The organism is Trueperaceae bacterium, from assembly GCA_036381035.1.
Taxonomy (GTDB): domain Bacteria; phylum Deinococcota; class Deinococci; order Deinococcales; family Trueperaceae; genus DASRWD01.
Genome location: DASVDQ010000124.1, coordinates 15,019 through 39,039, shown reverse-complemented (window position 1 = coordinate 39,039; position 24,021 = coordinate 15,019). Strand labels below are relative to the sequence as shown.

Sequence of the window (24,021 nt, the reverse complement as noted above, 5' to 3'; positions counted from 1 at the left end):
CCTGCGCGAGAGCGGCTCCCCCGAGCACGGTGGCGAGTACGAGCGTTCTAAGGATGGTCTTCATCGCTCCTCCTGTTCTCCATCTAGGCCGTCGTGACGGAGAAGGTTGCTCTCAGGGTTCTATCACCGTGGAGGTACGCGCCCTAGTAGGGGTTTTCACATGTGACGCGAGGAAAATGCGTCTAGGTCGCTACTCCGGCTCGCTGCCGAAGCGCTCGACGAACCGCCGCCGGCTGTCCCTGGTGCGGGGCACGGCGCGGTTGCAGGGCGGCACGTCGCCGTGGCGCTCGCGGTACTCGGCGAGGAGGCGCGCCTCCTCGGCCTGCGGCACGCGGCTGTAGGCGTAGCGCCAGTAGCGCGCGCGCTCGCGCACGCACGTGGGGCGGGAGAGGTGCTGCCTGATGCGGTTGGGCACGTCGGTCGCCGACTGGCCGATGTAGACGACGTTCTTCTGCTCGTCGGCCAGCTCGTAGACGCCCGGCATCGCGTCGCGCCCGCGGGGCTTGGGCAGCGCCGCCAGGCTGCGCCAGCGGGCGGCTATCGGCACGCGGTCCGTCCGGCGCTCACGGCTCGTAACCGAGCTCGCGCAGCGCCTCCTTGTCGCGGCGCCAGTCCCGGCGCACGACGACCTCGAGCTCGAGGAACACGCGCTCCTGGAGGAAGACCTCTAGCTGCTTGCGCGCGGTGCGGCCGATCTCCTTGATCATCGCCCCGCCGGACCCGATCACGATGCGCCTGTGCCCGGGCTTCTCGACCCAGATCTCGGCGGTGATGACGATGGGCCTGCCCTCCTCCACGGGGTCCTGCCAGTCGACGACCTGCACGGCCACGGCGTACGGCAGCTCCTGTCTGAGGTGGATCATGGCCGCCTCGCGGATCAGCTCCGCGGCCCACTGCTCGCGGGACTGGTCGGAGCGGACGTCGGCGGGGAAGTAGAAGGGCGCCTCCTCGAGCCTGTCGAGCAGGTCGTCGCGCAGGGCGTAGACGGCCTTGGGGTCGTTGAGGGCCGACAGCGCCAGCGTGCGCTCGGCGCGGGGGAACAGCTCGCCGTACAGCTCGAGCGCCTCGTCGGGGTACTTGGCGGCGTCGACCTTGTTGCCGACGATGAACACCGGCACCTCGGGCGGTAGCGCGCCGAGGAGCCGCGCGACGTCCTTGTCCTCGTCGCTGGGCGGGCGCCTGAGGTCCACGACCCACAGGACGAGGTCGACGTCGACGACGGCGTCGCGCACCTCGCGGTTCATCGCCTGGTCCAGCGCCGTGTCGCCGCCCCGGTGCAGGCCGGGGGTGTCGACGAAGACGAGCTGCCGGTCCTCGAACGTGTAGATGCCGCGCACGCCGCGGCGGGTCGTCTGGGGCTTGGGGGTGATCGGCGCCACCTTCACGCCCAGCATCGTGTTGAGCAGCGTCGACTTGCCGACGTTCGGCTTGCCGACTATGGCCACGAAGCCGGACCTGGTGGGAGCCGCGCCGGCGCGGTCGAGGGGGGCGCTGCCCGGCGCGGGGCCGCCCGCCTCCTCGGCGGCGGAGGCGTCCTGGTCCCCCTGGCGTCGTTGTTCGCTCTCGTCGCCTGTCACGGGCACCCAGTCTAGCCGCGCGGTCGATGAGCGCACGCTCCGCGCCCGGCGGGCGGTCGCCGTCGAGGCGGGAACGCACGGCAGGGGCGGCCCGGGGGAGCCAGGGACGCGCGGCCGCGGCCCGTGGCCGTGCCACAAGGAGCGGGCCCCTCGCGAGAGGGGCCCTAGGCGTGGTTGCGGGGATTGGATTTGAACCAATGACCTTCGGGTTATGAGCCCGACGAGCTACCAGACTGCTCCACCCCGCGTCGCCGCGAACGCCTCGGCGCCGTGTGCGGCGCAAAAGCAATAGTAGCCGGGCGCCCGCGGGCGTGTCAACGGCCGGCGATGCAAGCCGCCGGGCCCGCGGCGGACGAGCCCGCCGCCGGCACGGCTGGCGGGCGGGGCGCCGCGCCCTGCGAAACGTAGGGGGAACCCCCCATGAGCTCGGGCCGGCGCCGGCGCTAGCTTCGACCCGAACGCGGTTCGCGCCACAGACCGCGCGGATCGGGAGAGGAGCAGACATGAGGCAGCAACGGCAGCACGTGGAGGGAGCGCGGCGCCTACGCGCCGCGGGTAGCGCGAGGCGCGGAGCCGGCCGCCGGTTGCTGGCGGCCGCCCTGGGGGTGCTGGCGGCGGCCTCCGTGGCCGCGTTCGGAGCGGCCCAGGGCGCCGGCCACGAGGGCGAGGCGGACGCGGAGGCCCTGACGCAGGCCTACCTGGGCGGCGCCCGGTTCCAGGACCTAGCCACGGCCGAGGCCGAGGGCTACGTCAGCACGATGGATGACCTCGGCTGCTTCGAGGACGAGGCGCGCGGCGGCATGGGCCTGCACTACCTGAACAACGCGCTCATGGACGCCGAGCTGGACCCGGCCCGGCCGGAGGCGCTCGTCTACGAGCTCGACGCCGAGGGGAACGTCGCGGCGCTGGTCGCCCACGAGTACATCGTGCCGGTAGACGCCTGGGATAGCCCCGAGCCGCCCACGGTCCTCGGCCTCGAGCTGCACCAGCACCCGGTGCTCCCGCTGTGGGTGCTGCACGCCTGGCTGTGGAAGGACAACCCCAGCGGGATGTTCCAGGACTACAACCCGGCGGTCAGGCTGTGCCCCGCCGGCGTGAAGGTCTTCGGGCAGGAGTAGGCGGGCGAGGGCGCGCCGCCGCGCGTCGGGCTCGGGCCGCGACGGCTCCGTCGCGGAGCGGTGGCCCCGGCGGACGCGGACGGCCCTAGAGACCCAGGCCCTCCGCGACGATCAGGGGGAGCGGCTCGGCCGCGTCGGCGACGGTCAGGGCGGCCCGTACGCGCGCGGCGGCCGCCCCTAGGCCCTTGCCGCCCCGGTGGTAGAGCGTCGCGACGGGCTCGCCAGCGGCGACGGCGTCGCCCACCTTGGCGTGGAGCACCACCCCCACGCCGTGGTCGACGGCGTCGCCCTTGCGCGCGCGCCCGCCGCCCAGGAGGCCGACGGCCTCGCCGACCGACCGCGCCTCGCAGGCGGCGATCACGCCGGCGCGCGGCGCCCGCACCAGCTCCTGGTCGGGCGCCAGCGGCAGCGCGCCGAGCGACGCCACGTCGCCGCCCTGCGCGGCGACCCAGCGCTCGAAGCGCTCGTAGGCGCGTCCGTCGTCGAGGGCCCGCTCCACCGCGGCGCGGTCGGCCGCCAGCCCTGTGCGCGCCAGCACCTGCGAGGCCAGCACCACGCAGAGCTCGTGCAGGTCGGCGGGTCCGCCGCCCCGCAGGCACTCCATGGCCTCGTTCACCTCGAGGGCGTGGCCCACGGCGCGGCCGAGCGGCTCCGACATGCGGGAGAGCACGGCCGTGACGTCGCGACCGGCGTGGCGGCCTATCGCGGTCATCGCCAGCGCCAGCTCGCGGGCCTCCGGCTCGGTGCGCATGAAGGCTCCCGAGCCCACCTTGACGTCGAGCACGATGCTCCTCGCGCCGCCGGCGAGCTTCTTGCTCATGATGCTCGACGCGATCAGCGGCAGCGACTCGACCGTGCCCGTGACGTCGCGCAGGGCGTAGATGAGGCCGTCGGCGGGCGCGAGGTCCTTCGACTGGCCGGTCACGACGACGCCCACCTCGCGCGCCTGGCGCCTGAACTCCTCCTCGCTCAGGTCGACGCGGAAGCCTGGGATGCTCTCGAGCTTGTCGACGGTGCCGCCGGTGTGCCCCAGGCCGCGGCCGGACATCTTCGCGACCGTGGCGCCGAGGCTGGCCAGGAGCGGCGCCAGGACCAGCGTCGTCTTGTCGCCCACGCCCCCCGTCGAGTGCTTGTCCACGGCGTGGGGCAGGTCGGAGAGGTCGAGCTGCTCGCCCGAACGCGCCATCGCCAGCGTCAGGTCGGCCGTCTCCCGCGGCGTCATGCCGCGCCAGCACACGGCCATCAGCCAGGCGGCCATCTGGTAGTCGGGGACCTCCCCGGCCACGAAGCCGTCGACGAGCCGCGACAGCTCGTGGGCGGCGTGCTCGCCGCCGGCCTTCTTGGCGAGGATCAGGTCGAGCGCGCGGAAGCCCTGCTCCTGCATGACGGCGATCGTAACGCGAGCTCCTGGTTCGCGGCCGGCGGACGGCACGCGGCGGTGCCGCCGGCGGGCCCGGCGGAGCTGGCCGCGGCCTCGCGGCCGCACGACGGCCGCGCCGCGGCTCAGCTCGCGCCCGGCGGCAGCAGCTCCCGCGCGACGCGCGCCTCGTCCCACGGCAGCACCTCGTCGTAGCGCTCGAGCGTGCGCTCGTGGCCCTTGCCGGCGAGGACCACCACGTCGCCGGGGCGCGCCAGCCGGTAGGCCAGGGCGATGGCCTCGCGCCTGTCGGGCACCAGGTGGTAGGTCTCGCCCGGGACGCCCCCGGCGGCCTCCGCGCCCGCGGCCATGGCCGCCAGGATCGCCTCGACCGGCTCGGAGCGGCTGTCCTCCTCGGTGAGGACGGCGACGTCGGCGCCGCGCACGGCCGCCTCGCCCAGCGGCGCGCGCTTGCCGGGGTCGCGCTCGCCGGCCGACCCGACCACCACGATCGTGTGGGCGCCCTGACGCCCGACCGCGGCCAGCGCCTTCGCGAGGGCGGGCGGCGTGTGGGCGAAGTCGACGATGACGGTGAAGGGCTCGGTGGCGACGACCTGCATGCGCCCGGGCACGCCGGGGAAGCCGGCCAGGGAGGCCGCCGCCTCCGCGGCCGGCACGCCCTCCAGCACCGCTGCCGCCACCGCGCCGGCGGCGTTCCAGGCGTTGTAGCGACCGACCATCGGCAGCCGCGCGGAGACCCGCTCGCCGAGCGCGTCGAGGGTCAGGTCGAGCGCCCCCGGACGCTCCGCGACGCCGAGCAGCCTCACGTCGGCGTCGGCGGCCTCACCGTAGGTCACCACGCGCGTCCCGGCCTCCCGCGCCGCCGCCAGGAACGCCGCGTAGCCCTCGTCGTCGGCGTTGAGGACGGCCGCCCGCGCCCGGCGCACGAGCGTGGCCTTCGCGTCCACGTAGGCCGCGAACGTGCCGTGGTGGTCCAGGTGCTCGGGCGAGACGTTGGTGACGACGCCAGCGGCGTAGGCGACGGCGTCGAGGCGGTGCTGCGAGAAGCCGTGCGAGCTCGACTCGAGGACGACGTGGCTGGCGCCGGCCGCGAGGAAGCGGGCGAGGAGGCCCTGCACCTCGGGCGCCTCGGGCGTCGTGAAGTGGCCCTCGAGGGGCAGCTCCTCGCCGCCGAGGCGCACCGCGGCCGTGCTGATGAGCCCGGTGGCGTGACGCGCGCCGAGCAGGTGGGCGACCAGGAAGCTCGTCGTGGTCTTGCCGTCGGTGCCTGTGACCCCGACGACCCGCAGGCGCTCCGACGGGTGGCCCGCGTGCGCGGCGGCCAGGTGCGGCAGCGCGCGCTTCGCGTCGGGCACGCGCACGTAGGGCGCCTCCCCGAGCCCCGCCACGCGCTCCTGCGGCGCGTCGCCCACCACGGCGACGGCCCCGCGCGCGACGGCCTCGGCGGCGAACGCGTGGCCGTCGAAGCGCTCCCCCGTCCGTGCCACGAAGAGCGCGCCCGGCCCGGCGCGCCTGTGGTCCTGCACCACGGCGGTGACCTCGGGGTCGCGCTCGCGGACCGCGTCCGGCACCTCGCCCAGCGCCTCGGGGGCGCGCGCGGCGGCCCGGGACAGGAGCGCCGACAGCCGCACGCTAGCCCCTCAGCGCACCATCGGCGGGGTGAGGCCGTGCCGCTCGAGCAGGTCGAGGACCAGCGCCAGGTCCCTCTCGTCGCCGACGAAGTCGAGGTCGTCGCCCGGCACGACGACGACGGGGGAGAGCGAGTAGTCCTCGATCCAGCGCTCGTAGAGCTCGCCCAAGCGCTGGAGGTAGGCGTCGTCGATGTCGGCCTCGTAGTCGCGCCCCCGCTGCCTGATGTGCGCCTTGAGGGTCGGCAGCGACGCCCGCAGGTAGATGAGCAGGTCCGGCGGCCTGAGGGCCGAGGCGACGGCGTCGTAGAGCAGCGTGTAGCTGGCGTGGTCGCGCGCGTCGAGGAGCCCGTCCTCGGCGAGGAGCCTGGCGAAGACGTTCGCGTCCTCGTACACCGTGCGGTCCTGGATCACGCGCCGGCCCGGGTTCACCTCGCGCAGGTGCTGCCGCAGACGCGAGGCGAGGAAGAAGACCTGCGAGTGGAAGGCGTAGCGCCGCATGTCGGCGTAGAAGTCGGCGAGGTAGGGGTTCTCGTCGACGGCCTCGAAGACGGGGGAGAGGTGGTACCGCTCCGAGAGGATGCGCGTGAGCGTCGACTTGCCGGCGCCGATGTTGCCGGCGACCGCGACGTAGAGACCGCCGTCCTGCTGCTTCACGACGGCACGGCCTCGAGCCGCGCGAGCACGCGGGCGACGAGCGCCTCGCGGTCGCCCTCGTCCTCCACGAAGTCGATGGCCCCCGCGTCGACGACCTCCACAGGGAAGCGCGCCCCGTCGAAGTACTCGTCGTAGGCGGCGGTGACCTCGGCCAGGTAGTCGGCGCTCATGCCCGACTCGAACGCGCGTCCGCGCTTGGCGATGCGCCTCAGGAGCAGGTCGGGCTCGGCGCGCAGGTAGACGGTGAGGTCGGGGTCGGGCAGGCGCGAGCGGAGCTGGTCGAAGAGCGTGCGGTACAGCTCGAACTCGTCGCCGTGCAGGTTCAGCGACGCGAAGAGGAACGTCTTGTCGAAGATGTAGTCGGAGACGGTGTGCCGCTGGAAGAGGGCGGCCTGCGAGAGCTCGGCGTGCTGCTTGAAGCGGGAGAGCAGGAAGAAGGCCTCGGTCTGGAAGGCGTAGCGCTCCTTGTCCTCGTAGAAGCGGGCCAGGAACGGGTTCTCCTCGACGACCTCGAGGAGCAGCCGCGCCCCCAGCCGCTCGGCGAGGATGCGCGCCAGGCTGGTCTTCCCCACGCCGATGGGGCCCTCGATCACGATGAGCGACATATCGGTCCCCGAGCATACCGCCGGCCGCCGGGCGCCCCGCCGGGGCCCGCGCGTCACGTCTGGCACGACCTCCGCGCCCCGCTGTGCTACACTCCCCGGCAGGTTGAACGAAGAACCTCCGAGTAGTCCCTGGCGCCGCTGGCGCGCCAAGACGGTCCTCCCCCTCCTGCTCCTCACGACGACTGTCGCTCTCGCACAGGCAGCACCTACGGGCCTGCCCGTGGGTCTGGGCCCCGGTCGCGCGGCGCTGGCCGCCGCGCTGCTGCTGGTCTCCGGCCTCGCGTCCGCCTGCCAGGCGGCGCTCGGCTCGCTGTCGGAGTGGCGCATGCGGCAGCTCTGGGAGGGGCGCGAGGAGGGCAACGGCGCCCTGGCGCTCGTCGAGCGCGACCCGCAGCGGTACGTCTCGACGCTGCTGATCGTGCGCACGGCCGCCGACGTCGGCTTCGCCGCCGCCATCGTCGTCACGGCGCTGCAGCTCGCGGCGGGCACGGCGGTCTCGCCGTGGCTGGCCGTGTTCTACGGCGGCGTCGTCGCCGTGATGCTCATGCTCGTCTTCGCCGACATCATCCCGCGCTCGATCGCCCTGCGCGACCCCGTGGGGCTGGCGCGCGCGATCGTCAGGCCCGTCTACCTGCTCTCGGTCGTCGTCTACCCCGTCGGCGCGATGTTCACGTTCCTGACGAAGGGCGTGCTGAGGCTCTTCCGCATCGAGCCGAGCCTGAGCTCGCAGATGTCCGAGGAGGAGCTGCGCCAGCTCCTGCGGCGCGCCGGCGAGTCCGGCGTCCTCGAGGCGCAGGAGCAGGCGATGATCCGCGGGGTCATCGACCTCGAGGAGACCGTGGTGCGCGAGGTCATGACGCCGCGCGTCGACGTCGTGGGCGTGCCGGAGGGCGCGAGCCTGCTCGACCTGCTGGCGCTGGTGCGCGAGCACGGCTACAGCCGCCTCCCCGTCTACTCCGAGACGATCGACAACGTGCGCGGCGTCGTCTACGCCCGCGACCTGCTCGGCTACCTCGAGGGCTCACCCGACCTGGCGGGCGTCAAGGTCGCCGACCTGATGACCAGCGTGCAGTTCGTGCCGGAGACGCTGTCGGTGGCGGCGCTGCTGCGCGACATGCGGGCGCGCAAGAGCCACTTCGCCGTCGTCGTCGACGAGTTCGGCGGCACGGCCGGGGTCATCACGCTCGAGGACATCATCGAGGAGATCACCGGCGACATCTACGACGAGACGGACGAGGAGGAGGAGGCCGAGATCAGCGCCCTGGAGGGCGGCGCCTACCGCCTCCTCGGCTCGGCGAACCTCGAGGACATCGGGCAGGCCCTGGGCGTGACGTTCGAGGAGGACGGCGACTACGACACCCTGGCCGGCTTCATGATCGACGAGCTGGGCCACATACCGGAGCCGGGCGAGGCCGTGACGTTCGCCGGCATGCGCTTCGAGGTCGAGCAGGCCGATGGCCGGCGCGTGATCAGCGTGCTCGCCTCTCCGGTCGACCCCGAGCTCGAGCACGCCGTCGAGGAGGCCGCCGCCGAGGCCGGCTGAGGCCGGCGGGCTCGGCACACTCGTGGCGCGTCGAAGGTGCCGCCGCGACGGCCCGCGCCCGCGGCGGACGCCTCAGTCCAGCGGCGGCAGAGTCGGCACGTACACCCTGCCCACGCGCGCGGCCACGCCCGTCAGCATCTCGTACGCGACGGTGCCGATCGCCGCGGCGTGCTCCTCCGCGCTGGGCCCGCCCGGTCCCCACAAGACCACGCGGTCGCCCACGGCCACGTCAGCGCCCGTGGCGTCCACCATCAGCTGGTCCATGCAGACGCGGCCGATCACCTCGAGCAACCGGCCGCGGTGGCCGACGCGGGCGCGGCCGGTGAGGGAGCGCCTGAAGCCGTCGGCGTAGCCGGCCCTCACCGTGGCGACCACGGTCTCGCGCTCGGCGCGCCACAGGCCGCCGTACGAGACGGTGGCGCCGGGAGGCAGGCGCTTGACGAAGCTGACGGGCGCCGTGAGGCGCATGGCCGGGCGCAGCCCCGGCGCCAGCGACGCGACGAGCGGGCCCGGGTAGTAGCCGTAGAGGACGATGCCGGGACGCACCAGGTCGTAGTGGTGGTCGGCGAAGCGGAACACCGCCCCCGAGTTGGCCGTGTGCCTCAGCCCGGGGTCGACGCCGGCGTCTCGTATCGCCGCCACCAGCTTTTCGAAGCGCGCGAGCTGCTCGCGCGTCGGGCCCTCGTCCTCCTCCTCGGAGGCGTAGAGGTGCGTGAACGTGCCGCCCATGCGCACGCCGTCGGTGCGCGCGGCGGCCACGGCCAGCCGCGCCGCCTCGGCCGGGGTGCGCGCCCCGATCCGGCCCATGCCGGTGTCGAGCTTGATGTGCACCTCCACCGGCTCGGGCAGGCGCGCGGCGGCTATCGCCCGTAGCGCGTCCTCGCCGGGCACGGTCAGCGCCACGCCCCGCGCCGCCAGCGCCGCGACGGTGTCCGGCTCGGCGACGGGGGAGAGCAGCAGCACCTTGGCGGTCACCCCGCCCGCGCGCAGCGCCAGTGCCTCGGCCGGGGTGGCCACGCCGAACCAGCGCACGCCCTGGGACTCGAGGTGCAGCGCCGTCCCGGGCAGGCCGTGGCCGTAGGCGTTCGCCTTCACGACGGCGAGGACCTCCGCTCCGGGCGCGAGGTGCCGCCTCACGACGCCGAGGTTGTGCGTCAGGGCCGAGAGGTCCACCTCGGCGACCGCCGCGGAGAGCTCCGGCGCGGACGCCGCCGGCGCGGCGGACCTCAGCGCGTCCACGCCGCGCGCCTCTCGAGCGACTTCAGCAGGCTGGAGGCGGCCAGGGTGAGCGCGATGTAGACCACCGCGGCGCTGTTGTAGGGCGGGAAGAGGTTCAGCGTCGCCGCCCCGAACTCGCGGGCCTTCTGCGTCACGTCGCCCACGCCGATCACCGACAGGAGGGCCGTGTCCTTGAGCATCGCGATGAACTCGTTGCCCAGCGGCGGCAGGACGATGCGTATCGCCTGCGGCAGCGTCACGAAGCGCGCGGTCTGCGCCGCCGTGAGGCCGAGGCTGCGGGCGGCCTCGATCTGGCCCTTGGGTATCGCCTCGATGCCGGCGCGGAAGATCTCGGCCATGTACGCGGCGTAACCGATCGCGATGGCCAGCACGCCGCGGAGCAGGTCGTCGCGGATCACGATCCTCCCGCCGGTGAGGTCGCGCAGCGCGCCGGGGATCACGAAGCCGATGAACAGCACGACGACGAGCATGGGCACGCCGCGGATGAGGTCGACGTACACCTCGGCGAACACGCTTAGGGGGTGGTGGCCCGTCTGCCACCCCGCGAAGCCGAGGAGCAGGAACGCCACGCCCATGCCGATGGCGAGGAACGCCGGGTTGCGGGCGGCGTCGGGCAGGAACGTGAAGCGCCACAGCTCCGGCAGCTCCGCCGGGACCTCGTCCGGGGGCAGCAGGACGGCCGTCACGCGCCCCTCCTCCAGGTAGGCGAGCGCCGCCGACGTGTCCAGCGCGCTGAGGAACCGGCGCTCCTGGGCCCCCTCCGCGAACGTCCCCTCCTGCACCTGTTCGGCGATGCGCGCGGGCGTGCCGCGGACGATCGCCACGCGCCCCTCGGCCGCCCCGGCGAGGACCAGCTGGGTCTTCGGCGTGAACAGCAGCGCCGTGCCGACGACGAGCCCTACGCAGGCGACGACGAAGAAGGTCGGCAGGGTGCGCTTGCCGGGCTTCAGCAGGAGCAGCAGCGCCAGGGACAGGCCCAGCACCGCCGCGAGGCCGTAGCCCAGCAGCGTCACCGAGATCGTGTACCGCAGGCCGGGGAGCAGGAAGGTCAGCGCGTCCTGGTAGTCCGCGTCGCTCGCGAAGAGGTAGACGACGAGCGGCAGCAGCGCCAGGAGGACGATGTTGCTCGGACGCACGCGCCCGAGCGGGCGGCCGGCGGGCCGCGCCGACGGCTGGTTACGGCTCACAGTCGCCACAGGCTAACGCGCGGCGGGGCGTCGCGCCCCGCCTGGCGGCCGGCCCAGAACGACGAGGGGCCGGCGCTGGGCCGGCCCCTCTCCTCGAGGCTCGCACCGAGCCTCAGCTCACTCCTCGCCGCCGAACCACTTCTCGATCAGGTCGTCGAGCGTGCCGTCGGCCTTGATCATCTCGAGGCCGGCGTTGAAGTCGTCGACGAGCGGGTCGCCCTCGGGGAAGACGAGGCCGAGCGGGTCGCTGGACAGGCCGCGGATGTTCACGACGAGGTCGCCCGCGTACTGCTGCGCGAAGGCGTCGGCCGTGACGCCGTCGATGATCACGCCGTCGACGTCGCCGTTGAGGAGCGCCTGGACGGCGGAGTTGAAGGTGTCGTAGAGGCGCAGGCGGTCGGCGCCGACGAGCTCCTCGCCGAGCTGGGCGTTGGTGGTGCCGAGCTGGGCGCCGAGCACGAGGTCGCTGTCGTCGCCCGAGAAGTCCTCGACGGTGAGGTCGGCGTCCTCGACGCGCACCGTGATGGCCTGGTTCACGACCAGGTAGGGATCGGAGAAGTCGACGATCTCGTCGCGCTCCGGCGTGATCGAGACGCCGGAGGCGACCATGTCGAACTCGCCCTGGGCCAGGGCGGGGAAGATGCCGTCCCACGCCGTCGTCTGGAACTGCGCCACGCAGTTGATGCGCTCGCAGATCGCGGTCACGACGTCGACGTCGAAGCCGACGATCGTGCCGGACTCGTCGACGGTCTCGAACGGCGGGTAGGTGGTGTCGGACCCGACGACCAACGTGCGGCCTCCTAGGTCCTGGGCCGAGGCGAAGGCCGCTGCGGCCAGCGCCGCGATCACGATCACAGCTCTCCTCATGGTCTCTCTCCCGGGCTCCGCCGGCAGCGGCTGGCGCTCGCGTGCTCGCGCCTGGGCCGGCGGACGTCGCAGTGGAGCATAGCGAAGCGCCGGAGGCACAGGCAACGGAGGCGGCCTTAGTACACTCTTCACGTGAGGAGCGGCGGCGGCAGCGGGAAGCCCTCCCCCCGTGTCGCGGGGGCGCTGACGGCTGACCGCCTCGACGAGCCGCTGGCCTCCAGGCTCGTCGACATCGGCGCCCAGGCGCCGAAGAAGCTCGGCGACATGGGGGTCAAGACCTACCGCGACCTCCTCACGTACCTGCCGCGGCGCTACGAGGACCGCCGCGTCCTGCCCAGCCTCGCCTCCCTCGAGGACGGCCAGAACGCCACCGTCACCGGGCGCGTGCTGAGCCGCAGCGCCACCAGGAGCCGCCGCGGGCTGCACGTGCTGCGCGCCTACCTCCAGGGGACCTCAGGTCAGCGCTTCACCGCCGTCTGGTTCAACCAGCCCTGGCTCGAGAAGCAGCTCTACCCGGGCCTCGACCTCGTCCTCAGCGGCCGCGTCAGGCGCCAGGGCGGCCGCCTGGAGCTCAACGTGACCGGCTTCGAGGTCGACGACGACGAGGCCTCGCTGTCGTTCGGCCGCATCGTCGGCGTCTACCGGACGGACCAGGCCACGAGCCAGGCCTACGTGCGGCGCGCCGTGATGCGCCTCCTCGAGGCGCTGCCCACCTTGCCAGACCACCTGCCGCGGAGCTGGCTCGAGCGCTACGACCTCGTGCCGCTCGACGTGGCCTGGCGCGCGGCCCACTTCCCCGAGGACGAGAGGGCCCTGCAGAGGGCGATGCGGCGGCTGAAGTTCGACGACTTCCTCTTCTTCGAGCTGGCCGTGCTGAGGAGCCGTGACCCCACGCGCCTCGGCAAGAGCCAGCCGGCCGCGCCGGAGGACCTCGAGCGCTTCGAGTCGGTGCTGCCGTTCGAGATGACCGGCGCGCAGCGGCGGGCCCTGAGCGAGGTCCTCGCCGACATGGCGGCCCCCCGCCAGATGGCGCGTCTCCTGCAGGGCGACGTCGGCTCCGGCAAGACGGCCGTCGCCGCCGCCGCGATGTACGTGGCCGTGCGCGGCGGGCGCCAGGCCGCGCTGATGGCGCCCACCGAGATCCTGGCGCGCCAGCACCACGCGAACCTGCAGCGCTACCTCTTCCCGCTGGGCGTGCGCACCGAGCTCCTCACCGGGGCGATGACCGCCGGCGAGCGCGCCGGCGTGAGGTCGCGCCTGCGCTCCGGAGACACCGACGTGGTGGTCGGGACGCACGCGCTGATCCAGGAGGGCGTCGAGTTCAGGGACCTGGGGCTGGCCGTCATCGACGAGGAGCACCGCTTCGGCGTGGCGCAGCGCCGCGCGCTGGTGCAGGGGGTGCCCGACGTGCTCGTGATGTCGGCCACCCCGATACCCCGGTCGCTGGCCCTGACGCTCTACGGCGACCTCGACCTCACCGTCATCGACGAGCTGCCGCCCGGCCGCACGCCCGTGACGACGCGCCTGGTGAGCGCGAACAGGCGCGGCGACGTCTACCGCTTCGTGACCTCGCAGGTCGCGCAGGGCAGGCAGGCCTACGTGGTCACGCCGCTGATCGAGGAGAGCGAGGCCCTCGACGAGGTGCTGGCGACGACGAGGCTCTTCGAGGACCTCAGGCAGGTGCTGCCGGAGAGGGTGCGGGTGGAGATGCTGCACGGCCGCATGCCGCAGGCCGAGAAGGACGCCGTGATGGACAGGTTCAGGGCGCGCGAGGCCGACGTCCTCGTCTCGACGACCGTGATCGAGGTCGGCGTCGACGTGCCCAACGCGACCGTGATGGTCGTGGAGAACGCCGAGCGCTTCGGCCTGTCGCAGCTCCACCAGCTCCGCGGGCGCGTGGGCCGCGGCGCGCACGAGAGCTTCTGCCTGCTCGTCGCGGGCGACGCCACCAGGAAGACGCGCCGGCGCCTCGAGGCGCTGGTGAAGCACGCCGACGGCTTCACGATCGCCGAGCTCGACCTCAAGCTGCGGGGGCCGGGCGACCTGCGCGGCACCAGGCAGTCCGGTCTGCCGGAGCTGGCCGTCGGCGACCTGGTCACCGACGGCGAGGTCATCGAACAGGCGCGCGAGCTGGCGCAGGCGATATTGGGGGCCGACCCGGACCTCCGCGCCGCCTGGGCCGCCAGGCTGCGCGAGGAGCTGTCCCGCCGCAGCCGCGCCGTGATGGTCAGGGAGGTGATGTGATGCTCGTGCGCCTGCTCGCCCTGGCCGTGATCGTCGGCCTGGGGGTCGGCCTCGTGCTGCGCGTAGTGCTCGGGCGGGGACGCTTCCCGACCCTGGCCGCGCTCGCGCACCTGCCGCTGCTCGTCCACGCGCTCGTCGCCGCCCGCGGCGGCTGGTCAGAGGGCGTCGGCACGGCCGCGACGCTGACGTTCCTCGCCGCCGGCGCGCTCCTCGCGGCGGGCGGCGCCGCGCTCGCCTACCGCTGGACGGGCGGGCGCCCGCTGCTGGCGGCGCTCATGCCCGGCATCACCGGCGTCGTCTACACCTTCCTGCCGTTCCTGCTCTTCGAGCGGGCGGTCTCGCTCACCGCGGCGGCCGGGCGTCTGCCGCTCACGAGCTTCGGCGTGTTCTTCTTCTTCGGCGCGGTCGTGCTCGTCGTCTGCCTGCTGCTGCCCTTCGCGCCCCGAGCGGCGGAGCAGCGCCGCTGGTAGACTCTGCCCGTGGACCGCAGGGCGCTCACGACGTTGGCGGCGGCCCTGGCACTGGCCGTGCTCGCCTCGTGCGCCCCGCGCACCGACATCAGGCGCACCGAGCAGATCGAGGACATCCTGCCGCCGACCTTCGAGCTGGTGCCCGGCCAGACGTCGATCGAGCGCTTCGACCCTCCCGGCGCCGGCGCGGTCCTGGAGATGACCGTCGGCGCGCTCGTGCGCAACCCGAACAAGTTCCCCGTGCGGCTCGAGACCATCGCCTACAACGTGCTCCTCGAGGGCCGGCAGGCGGTGCGCGGCGCGCTGGCGCCCGACGTCTACCTCGAGCCGGACGCCACCGCGCCGGTGTCGTTCCAGGTCACGACCGACCTCTCCGGCCGCAACGACCTGTTCGTGGCGGCCGCGCGGGCCTTCGTCGACAGGCCGCTGCGGTTCGCGATCGAGGGCACGCTGCGCTTCAGCTCGGCCTCCTACGCCTTCGAGACCAGGCAGAAGCTGCTGCTCGAGGGCTCGACGTTCGCGAGGCGCACCGCGCAGGCGCCGCTGCTGCGCCTCGACGAGGAGGCCAGCCGCGTCTACGAGCTGCACACCGGCGTGCCCGTGGCGCAGGTCGTCCTGCTCGCGAACAACCCGGGCGACATCGGCTACTTCCTGCACGGCAAGGACCTCACCCTCGTGCTCGGCGGCTGGCCGGTGGCTACCGACGACATGCGCCCCGTGCCCATCGCCGCGGGGGAGACCACGCGCGTCGACCTGCTCTTCTACCCGGTGCCAGACGAGCTGTCCGACGACGCCAGGGCGGCGCTCGAGTCGGCCATCGACGGCTACGCGACGCTGCTGAGGCTCGAGGGCGACCTCTTCATGGACGTCCTCGGCGTGGACTCGTTCCCCGTGCCGAGCGGCTGGTCGGTCACCGGGTTCGTGCACTAGGAAGCTCCCGGGCTCCCGGACCGACCGGGCCGGGAGATCCGAGCGGAGCTGGTAGGGACCTGCGGGCTCGCCGTCGTCTGGCGTGGACGCCCGAGCGGAGCTCGTAGGGACCTGCGGGCTCGGCCACGGCGGGCCCCGCCCTTCGCCCCGGCCCGCGGTGGTAACCTCTCGCGCCATGGCCCGCATACTCGTCACCGACTCCATCAAGCTCGGTGAGGTCGACGGAGCCGACGTGGAGGTCGACTACAGGCCCGGCATCGAGCGCGCCGAGCTGCTCGAGGTCGTGGGCGGCTACGACGCGATCATCACCCGCAGCCGCACCCGCGTGGACGCCGAGCTGCTCGACAGGGCGGAGCGGCTCCGCGTGGTGGGACGCGGCGGCGTGGGCGTCGACAACATCGACATGGAGGCCGCCAGCCGTCGCGGCGTGCTCGTCGTCAACGCTCCGGAGGCGAACAACGTCTCGGCGGCCGAGCACGCCCTGGCGCTGATGCTGGCGGCCGCCCGCGGCGTGGCGCGGTCGGACAGGCTCGTGCGCTCGGGCCGCTGGGACCGCTCCTTCCTGGGACGGGAGCTGAAGAACGCGCGCCTCGGCATCGTGGGCCTCGGCCGCATCGGGTCCCTGGTCGCCAAGCGCGCCCAGGGCCTCGGCATGAGCGTCGCGGCCTACGACCCCTACGTCTCGCCGCACCGCGCCCAGGAGCTGAAGGTCGAGCTGTTCGACGACCTGCGCGCGCTGCTGGCGCGCTCCGACTTCCTCACCGTCCACACGCCGCTCACCGAGGAGACCGAGGGGATGATCGGCCGCGAGGAGCTCGCCGCCCTCCCCGACGGCGCCGTCGTCGTCAACGCCGCGCGGGGCGGGATCATCAGGGAGGACGCGCTCGTCGAGGCGCTGGAGGGCGGCAAGGTCTTCGCCGCCGGGCTCGACGTCTACGCGCTCGAGCCGCCGACCCCGGACAACCCGCTCCTGCACCGCGACGACGTCGTGCTCACCGCCCACCTCGGCGCGAACACCGTCGAGGCGCAGGGGCGCGTCGGCACCGAGATCCTCGAGCGCACGGTCATGGCGCTGCGGGGCGACTACTCTCGTGGCGTGGTCAACGCGCCGGCGCTGGCGCCGCAGGTCGTGGCCGCCCTCGGCGACCACCTGGAGCTCGGGGAGGTCCTCGGGCGCGTCGTCAGCCAGCTCGGCGGGGGGCGCGTGCGCGAGCTCGAGGTCGAGCTGGCCGGCGAGTTCCCCATCGACCCCGACCCGATCGCCACGGCCGTGATCAAGGGCCTGCTCGAGCCGGTGCTGGACCAGAAGCCCACCTACGTCAACGCCCCCTCGATCGCCAGGGAGCGCGACATCCGCGTCTCCAAGGTGCGCGCCGCGCGCGGGCGCGGCTACACGACGCAGGTCACGGCCACGGTGCGCGGGCCCGCCGGCGAGTCGAGCGCGGCGGGGACGGTGCTCGCCGGGCGGCCGCGCATCACGGCGATCGACGGCTACGCCCTCGAGATCAGGCCGGAGGGCACGATGCTCGTGTGCACGAACTACGACCGCCCCGGGGCGGTGGGGCGCGTCGGCACGGTGCTGGGCGAGGACGGCGTGAACATCAACAGCATGCAGCTCTCGCGCGTGTCGCCTGACGGCCTGGCGATGTTCGTCCTCACGCTCGACAGCACGCCGGAGCCGGAGACCATCGAGCGTCTGCGCTCGCTCCAGGACGTGATCAAGACGCTGCGGATGGTCCGCCTGTGACCGCCGCGAAGCGCCTCTACGCGCCGGGCCCGGTGCCCGTGCCGCCGCAGGTGCTGGCCGCGCTGGCCAGGCCCGTGATCCACCACAGGGGGCCGGAGTTCCAGGCGGTGTTCGCGCGCGTCCGCGCGTCGCTGGCCGAGGTGTTCGCCGTCCCCGGCGACGACGTCGTGGTCGTCACGGGCTCCGGATCGGCTGCCTTCGAGGGCGCTCTGCTGGCCTGCCTGCCGCAGGGCGCCCGCGTCCTGTGCCTGCGCTCGGGGCGCTTCGGCGAGAAGTGGGCAGGCCTGTGCCGGCGCTACGGCTTCGCCGTCACCGAGCTCGCCGCAGACTACGGCCAGGAGTACGACCTTACGCGGCTGGCGGAGGAGCTGCGGGCGCGCCCCGACACGGCGGCCGTCGTGGTCGTGCACTCCGAGACCTCCACAGGCATGCTCCACGACGTGGCGGCGATCGCCCGCACGGTGCGGGAGGCGGCGCCCGACGCCCTCGTGGTCGTCGACGCCGTCAGCAGCCTGGCCGCGGCGGAGCTGCGCCCGCGCGAGTGGGGCCTCGACGTCGTCGTCTCCGGCTCGCAGAAGGGCGTGATGACCCCGCCCGGCCTCGGCTTCGCCTGGCTGTCGACGCGCGCCTGGTCCAGCACGGAGGGCCTCGTGCCCACCGGCTACCTCGACCTCAGGCGCGATCGCGAGCTGCAGGCCGCCGGCGGGGCCGGCAGCACGCCGGCCACCTCGCTGGTCGTGGGGCTCGACGTGGCCCTCGGCCTCATCCTCGAGCAGGGTCTGGAGGCGCGGTGGCGCGAGAAGGAGCGGCTGAACCGCGCCCTGCTGGCGGCCGGCGCGGCCTGCGGGCTCAGGCCGTTCGCCAGCCGCCCCAGCCCGGCCGTCGCGGCGCTCGAGGTCCCGGCCGCCGCCGGGGCCCGCCGCCTGGCCGCGGCCCTCGCCGAGCTCGGCGTGCACGTCGGCGGCGGCCAGGGGGACCTGGCCGACAGGATCGTCAGGCCCTCCCTGCTCGGCTGGGCCGACCGCCACGACCTGATGCTGCTGGCCGGCGCGCTCGAGGCGGCGGCGCGGTCCGTGGGGCTCGACGTGGCGCCCGGCGCGGCCGCCGGCGCCGCCGCGCGAGCCTGGGAAGACGCGGAGTGAGCGCGGGAGGCCGCGGCGCGAGCGAGCCCCCGTCACCGGGGGACCGCGAACGACTCGCCGCGGCCGACGTGGTCCTGGTCCGGCACGCGCGGCCGGTGCTGAGGGCCGGCGTGCCGGCGCGCGACTGGCTCCTCGACCCCGGCGCCGTGCCGGCGTGCCACGCGCTGGCGGCGGAGGTGGACAGGCTGCTCGAGGGCACGGGCAGGCGCGTGACGCGCCTGTTGTCGAGCACCGAGCCCAAGGCCGTGGCGACGGCCGCGGCGCTGGCCGAGGCCTGGGGCCTGCGGGGCCCCGGCGCTCACCCCGGCCTCGACGAGCACAGGCGGGGCGTGCTGCCGATCGTCGGCGACGTCGAGTGGCGCGAGACGATCGGACGCCTCTTCGCGCGCCCGGACGAGCTCGTGCTGGGCGAGGAGACGGCGTCGCAGGCGCGGGCGCGCTTCGCCGCGGCGATGGTCGAGGTGGCGGCGCAGGGCGACGGAGCGGGGCTCACGGCCGTCGTCACCCACGCCACGGTCATGACGCTGCTCCTGGCCGAGCCGAACCACCTGGCGCCGCTCGCGCTGTGGGGCTCGCTGCTCATGCCCGACGCGCTGTTCGTGTCCTCTAGCGGCTGGCGGCTGCTGGGCCGCGCCTGGCCAGACAGGCCATGACGGGGCTGTCGGCGGTGAGGCGCGAGCGGTCGAAGCCGCCGTACACCTCGAGCCGCAGGCCGAAGGCGCGGCACAGCCTCTCGACCTCGAAGCGCGTGTAGTACCGCTGCCGCAGCGCCGTGACGCGGCGCGTGAGGACGCCGCCGGCGCCCACGGTGTCGTGGTAGTAGGTCGTGGTCGCGAGCTGCGCCAGCTCGTCGACCTCCTGCACGAGGAAGACGTCGTGCCGCTCGCCCGGCCCCGCCGCGTCGGCGCCGACCTCCGGCTCGACCCGCACGACCCGGCGCGGACCGTGACGCGGCGCGTAGAGGTCGAAGGCGAACAGCCCGTCGTCCTCCAGGTGGTCCACGACCCCGGCCATGGTGCGGTCCTGGTCGTCGAGCGTGTAGGCGTGCATGAGGGCGTTGAAGGGCGCGATGACGAGGGGGAAGCGCCGGCCCAGGCTGAGGTCGCGCATGTCGGCCTCGACGAGGCTCACCCGGCACAGGAGGCCGGCCACCTCCAGGCGCCGGCGCGCCCGCGCCAGCATCGCCGGCGCGGCGTCCACGCCCACGACCTCGTGGCCGGCCCGCGCGAGTGCCTCGGTCACGCGGCCGGTGCCAGCGCCGAGCTCGAGCACCGGCCCGCCCGTGTCGGCGGCGAGGCGCGTGTAGAAGGGGATGTCGTCGCGGTAGGCGAGGTAGTGGGCGTCGTAGAGGTCGGGGGCGTCGTCGTAGATCAAGCGCGCTCCGATGCCGCCCCGCGCGCGGCCAGCGTCCTGCCCGCACCGTCCGCGGGGCCCAGCTCGATGACCGCGTCCGCCGCCGCCGCCAGCGCGGGCCTGTGGCTGACGGCCAGCACCAGCCTCTCCCGACCGAGCCGCGCCAGCAGCTCGACGACGCCGGCCTCCGCGGCCTCGTCGAGGTTCGACGTGGGCTCGTCGAGCAGGAGGGCGGCGGGACGGCCGACGAGGGCTCTCGCGATCGCCAGGCGCTGCCTCTGGCCGCCGGAGAGGCCTGAGCCGTCCTCGCCCAGCTCGGCGTCCAGCCCGCCCGGCAGGTCCGCCACCGTCCGCGCGACGCCGGCCGCCTCGAGCGCGGCCCACAGGTCGTCGTCGGCCACCTCGCGGCCCAGCGCCAGGGCCTCGCGCACCGTGCCGGAGACGAGCTCGTGGCCCTGCGGCACGTAGGCGACGAGACGCCGCAGCTCCTCGTCCGGCACGTCGCGCAGCTCCCGGTCGCCCCAGACCACGCGGCCCGCCACCGGCGGGAGCAGGCCGAGCAGCGTCCTGAGGAGGGTCGTCTTGCCCACGCCGCTGGGGCCGGTGACGGCGAAGAGCCCGCGCGGGGGCAGGTCGAGGTCGAGGCCCGTGAGCACGGGTCGCTCGGCGTCGAAGCCCGTGGCCAGGCCGCGCAGGCTGAGGGCGTGCCCGGCGGCGCCGGGCGCGGGCGTGGGCACGGGGCGCGCGGGGCCGGAAGCGTCCGCGGCCGACCCGACCTCGGGACCTGGTGCGGTGGGCCCCGCCGGCTCGGCGGCGCGGCCGGCGTCGGCGCCCGACGGACGCGTCGCGTCGGACGGCGCGCCCTCCGCCGGCTGACGCTCCCGCGCCAGCGCCTCCACGCGCCGCGCCGCGGCGGCGGCCTGGCGGTAGAGCGCATACGCGGCCGGGAGGAGCTGCGCCGGTCCGGCGGCGAGGGCCACCAGCGTGAGGAACGAGACCATCTCGCCCACCGTGAGCTCCCCGCGCCGCACCCCGCCCGCGAGCACGACGACGACGGCGCCGAGCGCCCCGTAGAGCAGCACCTGCGTCACGGGGACCTGCAGCCCGGCCAACAGGCTGCGCCTGGCGCCCGCGGCGGCGGTGGACCTGTTCACGGCGTCGAAGCGCCGCAGCATGAAGCGCCGCGCCCCGAACGCCGCCACCGTCTCGTGGTGCCTCACGCCCTCCTGGATGTGGCGGCCGAGCGCCTCGGTGCCCTCCATGGAGCCGGCGGCGGCGCGCTGCAGCGCCGCGCCGAGGCCGCGCAGCGCCAGCGCCGCCGGCAGCCCGAGCGCCGCCAGCAGACCCGCCGCCCTCACGTCGGCCCTGACCAGGGCGCCAAGGATCAGGCCCAGGGTCACGCTCTCGGCGACCAGCGAGCCGAGGCCGTAGCGGACGTAGTTCTCGACCTCCTTGAGGTCCGTGATCACCCGGCTCGCCAGCGCGCCGCTGGAGCCGGGCAGGGTCCCGGGCGGTCGGTGGAGGAGGTCGGAGTAGACGGCCCGGCGCGCGTCGGCCGTCGACAGCGCGGCCGCGCGCCCCAGCAGGGCGTCCTGCGCCCACAGGGCCAGGCTGCCGCCGAGCACGACGGCGCCGGCGACGAGGAGCATCCCCGGGAGGGCCGACGGGTCGGCGAGCGCCCTGTCGAACAGCGGGGTCACGAACAGGGGCACCACGGCGACGCGGGACACGGCGCTCGCCACCGCCGCCAGCACGCCCAGGTAGGCGCTGGGGCGCCGGGGCCACAGCAGCGAGCGCGCCGTGGGCACGCGCGGGTCGTCGGCGGCGCTCATAGGCCGGCGTGGGACGCGACGACGTCCACCAGCGCGGCGGCGGCGCCGGGGCGCGGCATCGTCTCGCGCAGGCGCCGGCGGCGCCGCGCCAGGTCGTCCTCGTCGGCGACGAGGGCGAGGGCGCGCTCGGCGACGGCGTCGGGGTGGACCCGGCCGGAGACCTCGACCATCAGGTCCTCGCCGGTGATGCGGTTGGGCAGCGACACCGGCACGGCCAGGCGCTCGACGAAGAGCCTCACCGCGTAGCGCTTCAGGTAGCGGCCCACCAGCGGCACGAGGCCCAGCCAGTGGCCCGCGCCCTCGAGCGGGATGAGCTCGGGCCTGTTCAGCGGCAGCAGCACCAGGGCCGGCACGCCCGCCACGCCCAGCTCGAGCGTGTTCGTGCCGGGGATCGTCACGGCCAGGTCGGCGGCGCGCATGTGCGCGTAGCGCTGCTCCTCGGGCACCAGCTCGATGCGCCCGCCGCCGGGCGTGTACACGACGTCGCCCTCGCGGCGCCCGGCCGCGCCCGCGAGCGTCGCCGCCGCCTCGCCGGCGATGCCCGCCTCGAGCGTCCTCGGGCGCAGCATGCGGCTCACCGGCCACACGAACCGCGCGCGCGGCAGCTCGCGCGCGAGCCTGTCGACCAGCGCGATCATGAACGGGATCAGGTGCAGTGCGAACTGGTCGCGGCTGCCGGCGAAGACGAGCACGTGCGGGTCGCCTCTCTCCGCCGGCGGCTCCGCCGCCTCGACCGCGTCGGCGACGAGGTTGCCGACGACGCGCAGCGCCGAGCCCGGCGAGCCGCGCCGCAGCGCCCTGTCGCGCACCTTCTCGTCGGGCAGGAGCAGGAGCTCGAGCCCGCGGTGCCAGTACGGCTCGAAGCTGTAGCGGAACGCCGGGAAGCGCAGCCTGCGTCCCAGCGCGACCGGCGCGGCGGCGCTGCCCCCGAGGCCGACGACGGCCCCCGGTCCGGCGCCCGCGTCGGCCAGGCCGGCCGGCACCGTGCCGGCGGCCAGCGCCCGCAGGTACTCGGCGGGGCGCGACACGTGGTCGGGCCCGAACGACGCCGCGACCTCTGGCTCGTTGCCGGCCGCGAACTGGCACGGCACCAGCGCCACGGAGACGCGCGCGTCCGGCAGGGCGCGCCTGAGCTCCCTGACCACGGGGGCGACCCAGGTGTAGAGCTCGCCCGGGCCGTTGCTGACGAGCACGACCTGGCTCATCTTCCCCCCGTCACGAACTTCAGGACGCCGCGCCGGCTGGTGCGCACGAACTCCAGGAGCTCGGCCGCGTCCCGGCTCACGGTGGCGAGCTCCTCGAGCGCGGCCGTGTCGCGGCGGCGCAGGGCCCGCAGCGCGTCCTCGAGGTGGCGGTAGCGCTCGCCGTCGAAGCCGGCCCGCCGCAGGCCCACGGTGTTGAGGCGGTAGTGCCTGGCCGGGTTGCCGCGCGCCATCGCGAACGGCAGGACGTCCTGGTTCGCGGCGCTGGCCGCCCCGAACATCGCGTAGGCGCCGACGCGGCAGAACTGGTGGAGGAGGCTGTTCGACCCCAGGTTCGCCCTGTCGCCGACGACGGAGTGGCCGCCGAGCTGCACGCAGGTGGTGAGGACGCAGCGCCGGCCCACGACGGTGTTGTGCGAGACGTGGACGTAGCTCATGAGCAGCGTGCCGGCGCCCACGCGCGTGACCTCGCCCTCGCCGGTGGCGCGGTGCACGGTGACGAACTCGCGGATCGTCACGTCGTCCTCGATGAGGACGCGGCTCTCCTCGCCGCGGAAGGCCGTGTCCATGGGCTCGCCGCCCAGCACGGCGTATGGCCCGACGGCGCAGCGCGCGCCGACCTCCACGCCGCTGTGGAGGACCGTGCCGGCGAGCAGCCGCGTGCCGGCCCCCACCCGCACCCCGCCCTCGACCACGACGCCGGGCCCCACGGTCACGCCCGCGCCCAGCGCGGCGCCGGCCGCCACGTAGGCGCCGGCCGCCACCGTCACGCCGGGGGCGAGCGATGAGGGGTCCTCGACGACGGCGGTGCGGGCGACGCGGGGCGGCGCGCCCGGCTCGGCCGGCGCGCCGCCTGCTGACCCTGGCACGGCCGCGCTCATCTCAGGAGGAGTAGAGGAACGACAGCGAGGCCTCGGCGGCGACCTCCTCGCCGACCAGGGCCTTGGCCTCGACCTTGCACAGCCCGCGCCGGAACGCGACGATGCGGCCGGTGAGCCGCAGGACGTCGCCGGGCACGACCTTGCGGCGGAAGCGCGCGCCCTCGATGCCGGCCAGGTAGCCGATGCCCGCGGGCGCGCCGCCCTCGCGCGCCGCCAGCGCGACGCCGGCCGCCTGCGCCAGCGCCTCGACGATCAGCACGCCCGGCATCACCGGCTCCTGGGGGAAGTGCCCCGCGAAGAACGGCTCGTCGTGGGTGACGTTCTTGACGCACTCGAAGTCGTCGCCCTCGAGGGAGACGAGCCTGTCGACGAAGAGGAAGGGGTAGCGGTGGGGCAGGACCGCCCGGACGTCCAGGTCCAT

The 24,021-nt window shown here is 74.7% G+C and carries 22 protein-coding genes and 1 tRNA gene; 8 read left to right on the top strand and 15 right to left on the bottom strand.

The features are described 5' to 3' along the window. Positions 1–190: 190 nt before the first annotated feature. The 3 genes from VF202_14270 to VF202_14260 all read right to left on the bottom strand — a co-directional run bounded on the left by VF202_14270 (position 191) and on the right by VF202_14260 (position 1,825). Positions 191–547 carry a GIY-YIG nuclease family protein gene (locus VF202_14270; GenBank protein HEX7041278.1) on the bottom strand — a complete coding sequence of 119 codons (357 nt, stop codon included), beginning with the start codon at positions 545–547 and terminating at the stop codon, positions 191–193. Between the two features lie 16 nt (positions 548–563). Next, a complete protein-coding gene (gene era, locus VF202_14265) occupies positions 564–1,577 on the bottom strand; it encodes a GTPase Era (GenBank protein ID HEX7041277.1) in 1,014 nt (337 codons plus the stop codon). 171 nt (positions 1,578–1,748) lie between these two features. After that, positions 1,749–1,825 (bottom strand) — tRNA-Met (locus VF202_14260). A gap of 255 nt (positions 1,826–2,080) precedes the next feature. On the opposite strand from VF202_14260, the gene VF202_14255 reads away from it, so the two are divergent. After that, positions 2,081–2,695 carry a hypothetical protein gene (locus tag VF202_14255; protein ID HEX7041276.1) on the top strand — a complete coding sequence of 205 codons (615 nt, stop codon included), beginning with the start codon at positions 2,081–2,083 and terminating at the stop codon, positions 2,693–2,695. Between the two features lie 85 nt (positions 2,696–2,780). On the opposite strand, the gene VF202_14250 is transcribed toward VF202_14255, so the two are convergent. The 4 genes from VF202_14250 to VF202_14235 all read right to left on the bottom strand — a co-directional run bounded on the left by VF202_14250 (position 2,781) and on the right by VF202_14235 (position 6,963). Then, entirely contained in the window at positions 2,781–4,079 is a 1,299-nt protein-coding gene (locus VF202_14250; protein HEX7041275.1) for a thymidine phosphorylase, read from the bottom strand. A gap of 119 nt (positions 4,080–4,198) precedes the next feature. Next, positions 4,199–5,704, bottom strand: a complete 1,506-nt coding sequence (locus VF202_14245; GenBank protein HEX7041274.1) for a UDP-N-acetylmuramoyl-L-alanyl-D-glutamate--2,6-diaminopimelate ligase — start codon at positions 5,702–5,704, stop codon at positions 4,199–4,201. A gap of 9 nt (positions 5,705–5,713) precedes the next feature. Further along, entirely contained in the window at positions 5,714–6,358 is a 645-nt protein-coding gene (locus VF202_14240) for a deoxynucleoside kinase (protein ID HEX7041273.1), read from the bottom strand. Beyond that, a complete protein-coding gene (locus tag VF202_14235) occupies positions 6,355–6,963 on the bottom strand; it encodes a deoxynucleoside kinase (GenBank protein HEX7041272.1) in 609 nt (202 codons plus the stop codon). Before VF202_14235 ends, VF202_14240 begins: the two co-directional genes overlap by 4 nt. 103 nt (positions 6,964–7,066) lie before the next feature. Between VF202_14235 and VF202_14230 the strand changes: the two genes are divergently transcribed. Continuing rightward, positions 7,067–8,506, top strand: coding sequence for a hemolysin family protein (locus VF202_14230; protein ID HEX7041271.1), 1,440 nt, complete (start codon positions 7,067–7,069; stop codon positions 8,504–8,506). A gap of 72 nt (positions 8,507–8,578) precedes the next feature. Here the strand turns inward: VF202_14230 and alr are convergent, their stop codons facing one another. The 3 genes from alr to VF202_14215 all read right to left on the bottom strand — a co-directional run bounded on the left by alr (position 8,579) and on the right by VF202_14215 (position 11,799). Then, positions 8,579–9,745, bottom strand: coding sequence for an alanine racemase (gene alr, locus VF202_14225; protein HEX7041270.1), 1,167 nt, complete (start codon positions 9,743–9,745; stop codon positions 8,579–8,581). Continuing rightward, positions 9,733–10,932, bottom strand: coding sequence for an amino acid ABC transporter permease (locus VF202_14220; protein ID HEX7041269.1), 1,200 nt, complete (start codon positions 10,930–10,932; stop codon positions 9,733–9,735). The genes alr and VF202_14220 overlap by 13 nt, the downstream gene beginning before the upstream one ends. Before the next feature lie 117 nt (positions 10,933–11,049). Then, on the bottom strand, positions 11,050–11,799 hold the full coding sequence (locus tag VF202_14215; GenBank protein ID HEX7041268.1) for a basic amino acid ABC transporter substrate-binding protein: 750 nt from the start codon (positions 11,797–11,799) through the stop codon (positions 11,050–11,052). A 132-nt stretch (positions 11,800–11,931) separates the two neighbouring features. Here VF202_14215 and recG point away from each other — a divergent pair, with 132 nt between their 5' ends. The 6 genes from recG (at position 11,932) to VF202_14185 (ending at position 18,985) form a co-directional block, all read left to right on the top strand. Next, positions 11,932–14,043: an ATP-dependent DNA helicase RecG gene (gene recG, locus VF202_14210; protein ID HEX7041267.1), complete on the top strand. Its 2,112-nt coding sequence runs from the start codon at positions 11,932–11,934 to the stop codon at positions 14,041–14,043. Beyond that, entirely contained in the window at positions 14,043–14,513 is a 471-nt protein-coding gene (locus VF202_14205) for a hypothetical protein (protein HEX7041266.1), read from the top strand. The genes recG and VF202_14205 overlap by 1 nt, the downstream gene beginning before the upstream one ends. Positions 14,514–14,522: 9 nt before the next feature. Next, a complete protein-coding gene (locus VF202_14200) occupies positions 14,523–15,443 on the top strand; it encodes an LEA type 2 family protein (GenBank protein HEX7041265.1) in 921 nt (306 codons plus the stop codon). 175 nt (positions 15,444–15,618) lie between these two features. Then, on the top strand, positions 15,619–17,190 hold the full coding sequence (gene serA, locus VF202_14195; protein HEX7041264.1) for a phosphoglycerate dehydrogenase: 1,572 nt from the start codon (positions 15,619–15,621) through the stop codon (positions 17,188–17,190). Next, positions 17,187–18,332, top strand: a complete 1,146-nt coding sequence (locus VF202_14190) for an aminotransferase class V-fold PLP-dependent enzyme (protein HEX7041263.1) — start codon at positions 17,187–17,189, stop codon at positions 18,330–18,332. The genes serA and VF202_14190 overlap by 4 nt, the downstream gene beginning before the upstream one ends. Further along, complete coding sequence (locus tag VF202_14185; protein HEX7041262.1) at positions 18,329–18,985, top strand: histidine phosphatase family protein; 657 nt, start codon at positions 18,329–18,331, stop codon at positions 18,983–18,985. The genes VF202_14190 and VF202_14185 overlap by 4 nt, the downstream gene beginning before the upstream one ends. Here the strand turns inward: VF202_14185 and VF202_14180 are convergent. Genes VF202_14180 through fabZ form a run of 5 tightly spaced genes read right to left on the bottom strand, consistent with a single transcriptional unit; the run spans position 18,939 to position 24,021 of the window. Further along, positions 18,939–19,706, bottom strand: coding sequence for a class I SAM-dependent methyltransferase (locus VF202_14180; protein HEX7041261.1), 768 nt, complete (start codon positions 19,704–19,706; stop codon positions 18,939–18,941). The two genes, VF202_14185 and VF202_14180, sit on opposite strands and share 47 nt — an antisense overlap. Continuing rightward, on the bottom strand, positions 19,703–21,517 hold the full coding sequence (locus VF202_14175; GenBank protein ID HEX7041260.1) for an ABC transporter ATP-binding protein: 1,815 nt from the start codon (positions 21,515–21,517) through the stop codon (positions 19,703–19,705). Before VF202_14175 ends, VF202_14180 begins: the two co-directional genes overlap by 4 nt. After that, positions 21,514–22,722 (bottom strand): hypothetical protein, encoded by a 1,209-nt coding sequence (locus tag VF202_14170; GenBank protein HEX7041259.1) that lies wholly within the window; start codon positions 22,720–22,722, stop codon positions 21,514–21,516. The genes VF202_14175 and VF202_14170 overlap by 4 nt, the downstream gene beginning before the upstream one ends. Beyond that, on the bottom strand, positions 22,719–23,588 hold the full coding sequence (gene lpxA / locus VF202_14165) for an acyl-ACP--UDP-N-acetylglucosamine O-acyltransferase (GenBank protein ID HEX7041258.1): 870 nt from the start codon (positions 23,586–23,588) through the stop codon (positions 22,719–22,721). Before lpxA ends, VF202_14170 begins: the two co-directional genes overlap by 4 nt. A gap of 13 nt (positions 23,589–23,601) precedes the next feature. Next, a complete protein-coding gene (fabZ, locus tag VF202_14160; protein ID HEX7041257.1) occupies positions 23,602–24,021 on the bottom strand; it encodes a 3-hydroxyacyl-ACP dehydratase FabZ in 420 nt (139 codons plus the stop codon).

Coding starts and splice junctions, on each gene's coding strand:
- VF202_14255 (HEX7041276.1), top strand. CDS start 2,081: ATGAGGCAGCAACGGCAGCACGTGGAGGGAGCGCGGCGCCTACGCGCC.
- VF202_14250 (HEX7041275.1), bottom strand. CDS start 4,079: ATGCAGGAGCAGGGCTTCCGCGCGCTCGACCTGATCCTCGCCAAGAAG.
- VF202_14235 (HEX7041272.1), bottom strand. CDS start 6,963: ATGTCGCTCATCGTGATCGAGGGCCCCATCGGCGTGGGGAAGACCAGC.
- VF202_14215 (HEX7041268.1), bottom strand. CDS start 11,799: ATGAGGAGAGCTGTGATCGTGATCGCGGCGCTGGCCGCAGCGGCCTTC.
- VF202_14205 (HEX7041266.1), top strand. CDS start 14,043: ATGCTCGTGCGCCTGCTCGCCCTGGCCGTGATCGTCGGCCTGGGGGTC.
- serA (HEX7041264.1), top strand. CDS start 15,619: ATGGCCCGCATACTCGTCACCGACTCCATCAAGCTCGGTGAGGTCGAC.
- VF202_14175 (HEX7041260.1), bottom strand. CDS start 21,517: ATGAGCGCCGCCGACGACCCGCGCGTGCCCACGGCGCGCTCGCTGCTG.
- VF202_14170 (HEX7041259.1), bottom strand. CDS start 22,722: ATGAGCCAGGTCGTGCTCGTCAGCAACGGCCCGGGCGAGCTCTACACC.
- fabZ (HEX7041257.1), bottom strand. CDS start 24,021: ATGGACCTGGACGTCCGGGCGGTCCTGCCCCACCGCTACCCCTTCCTC.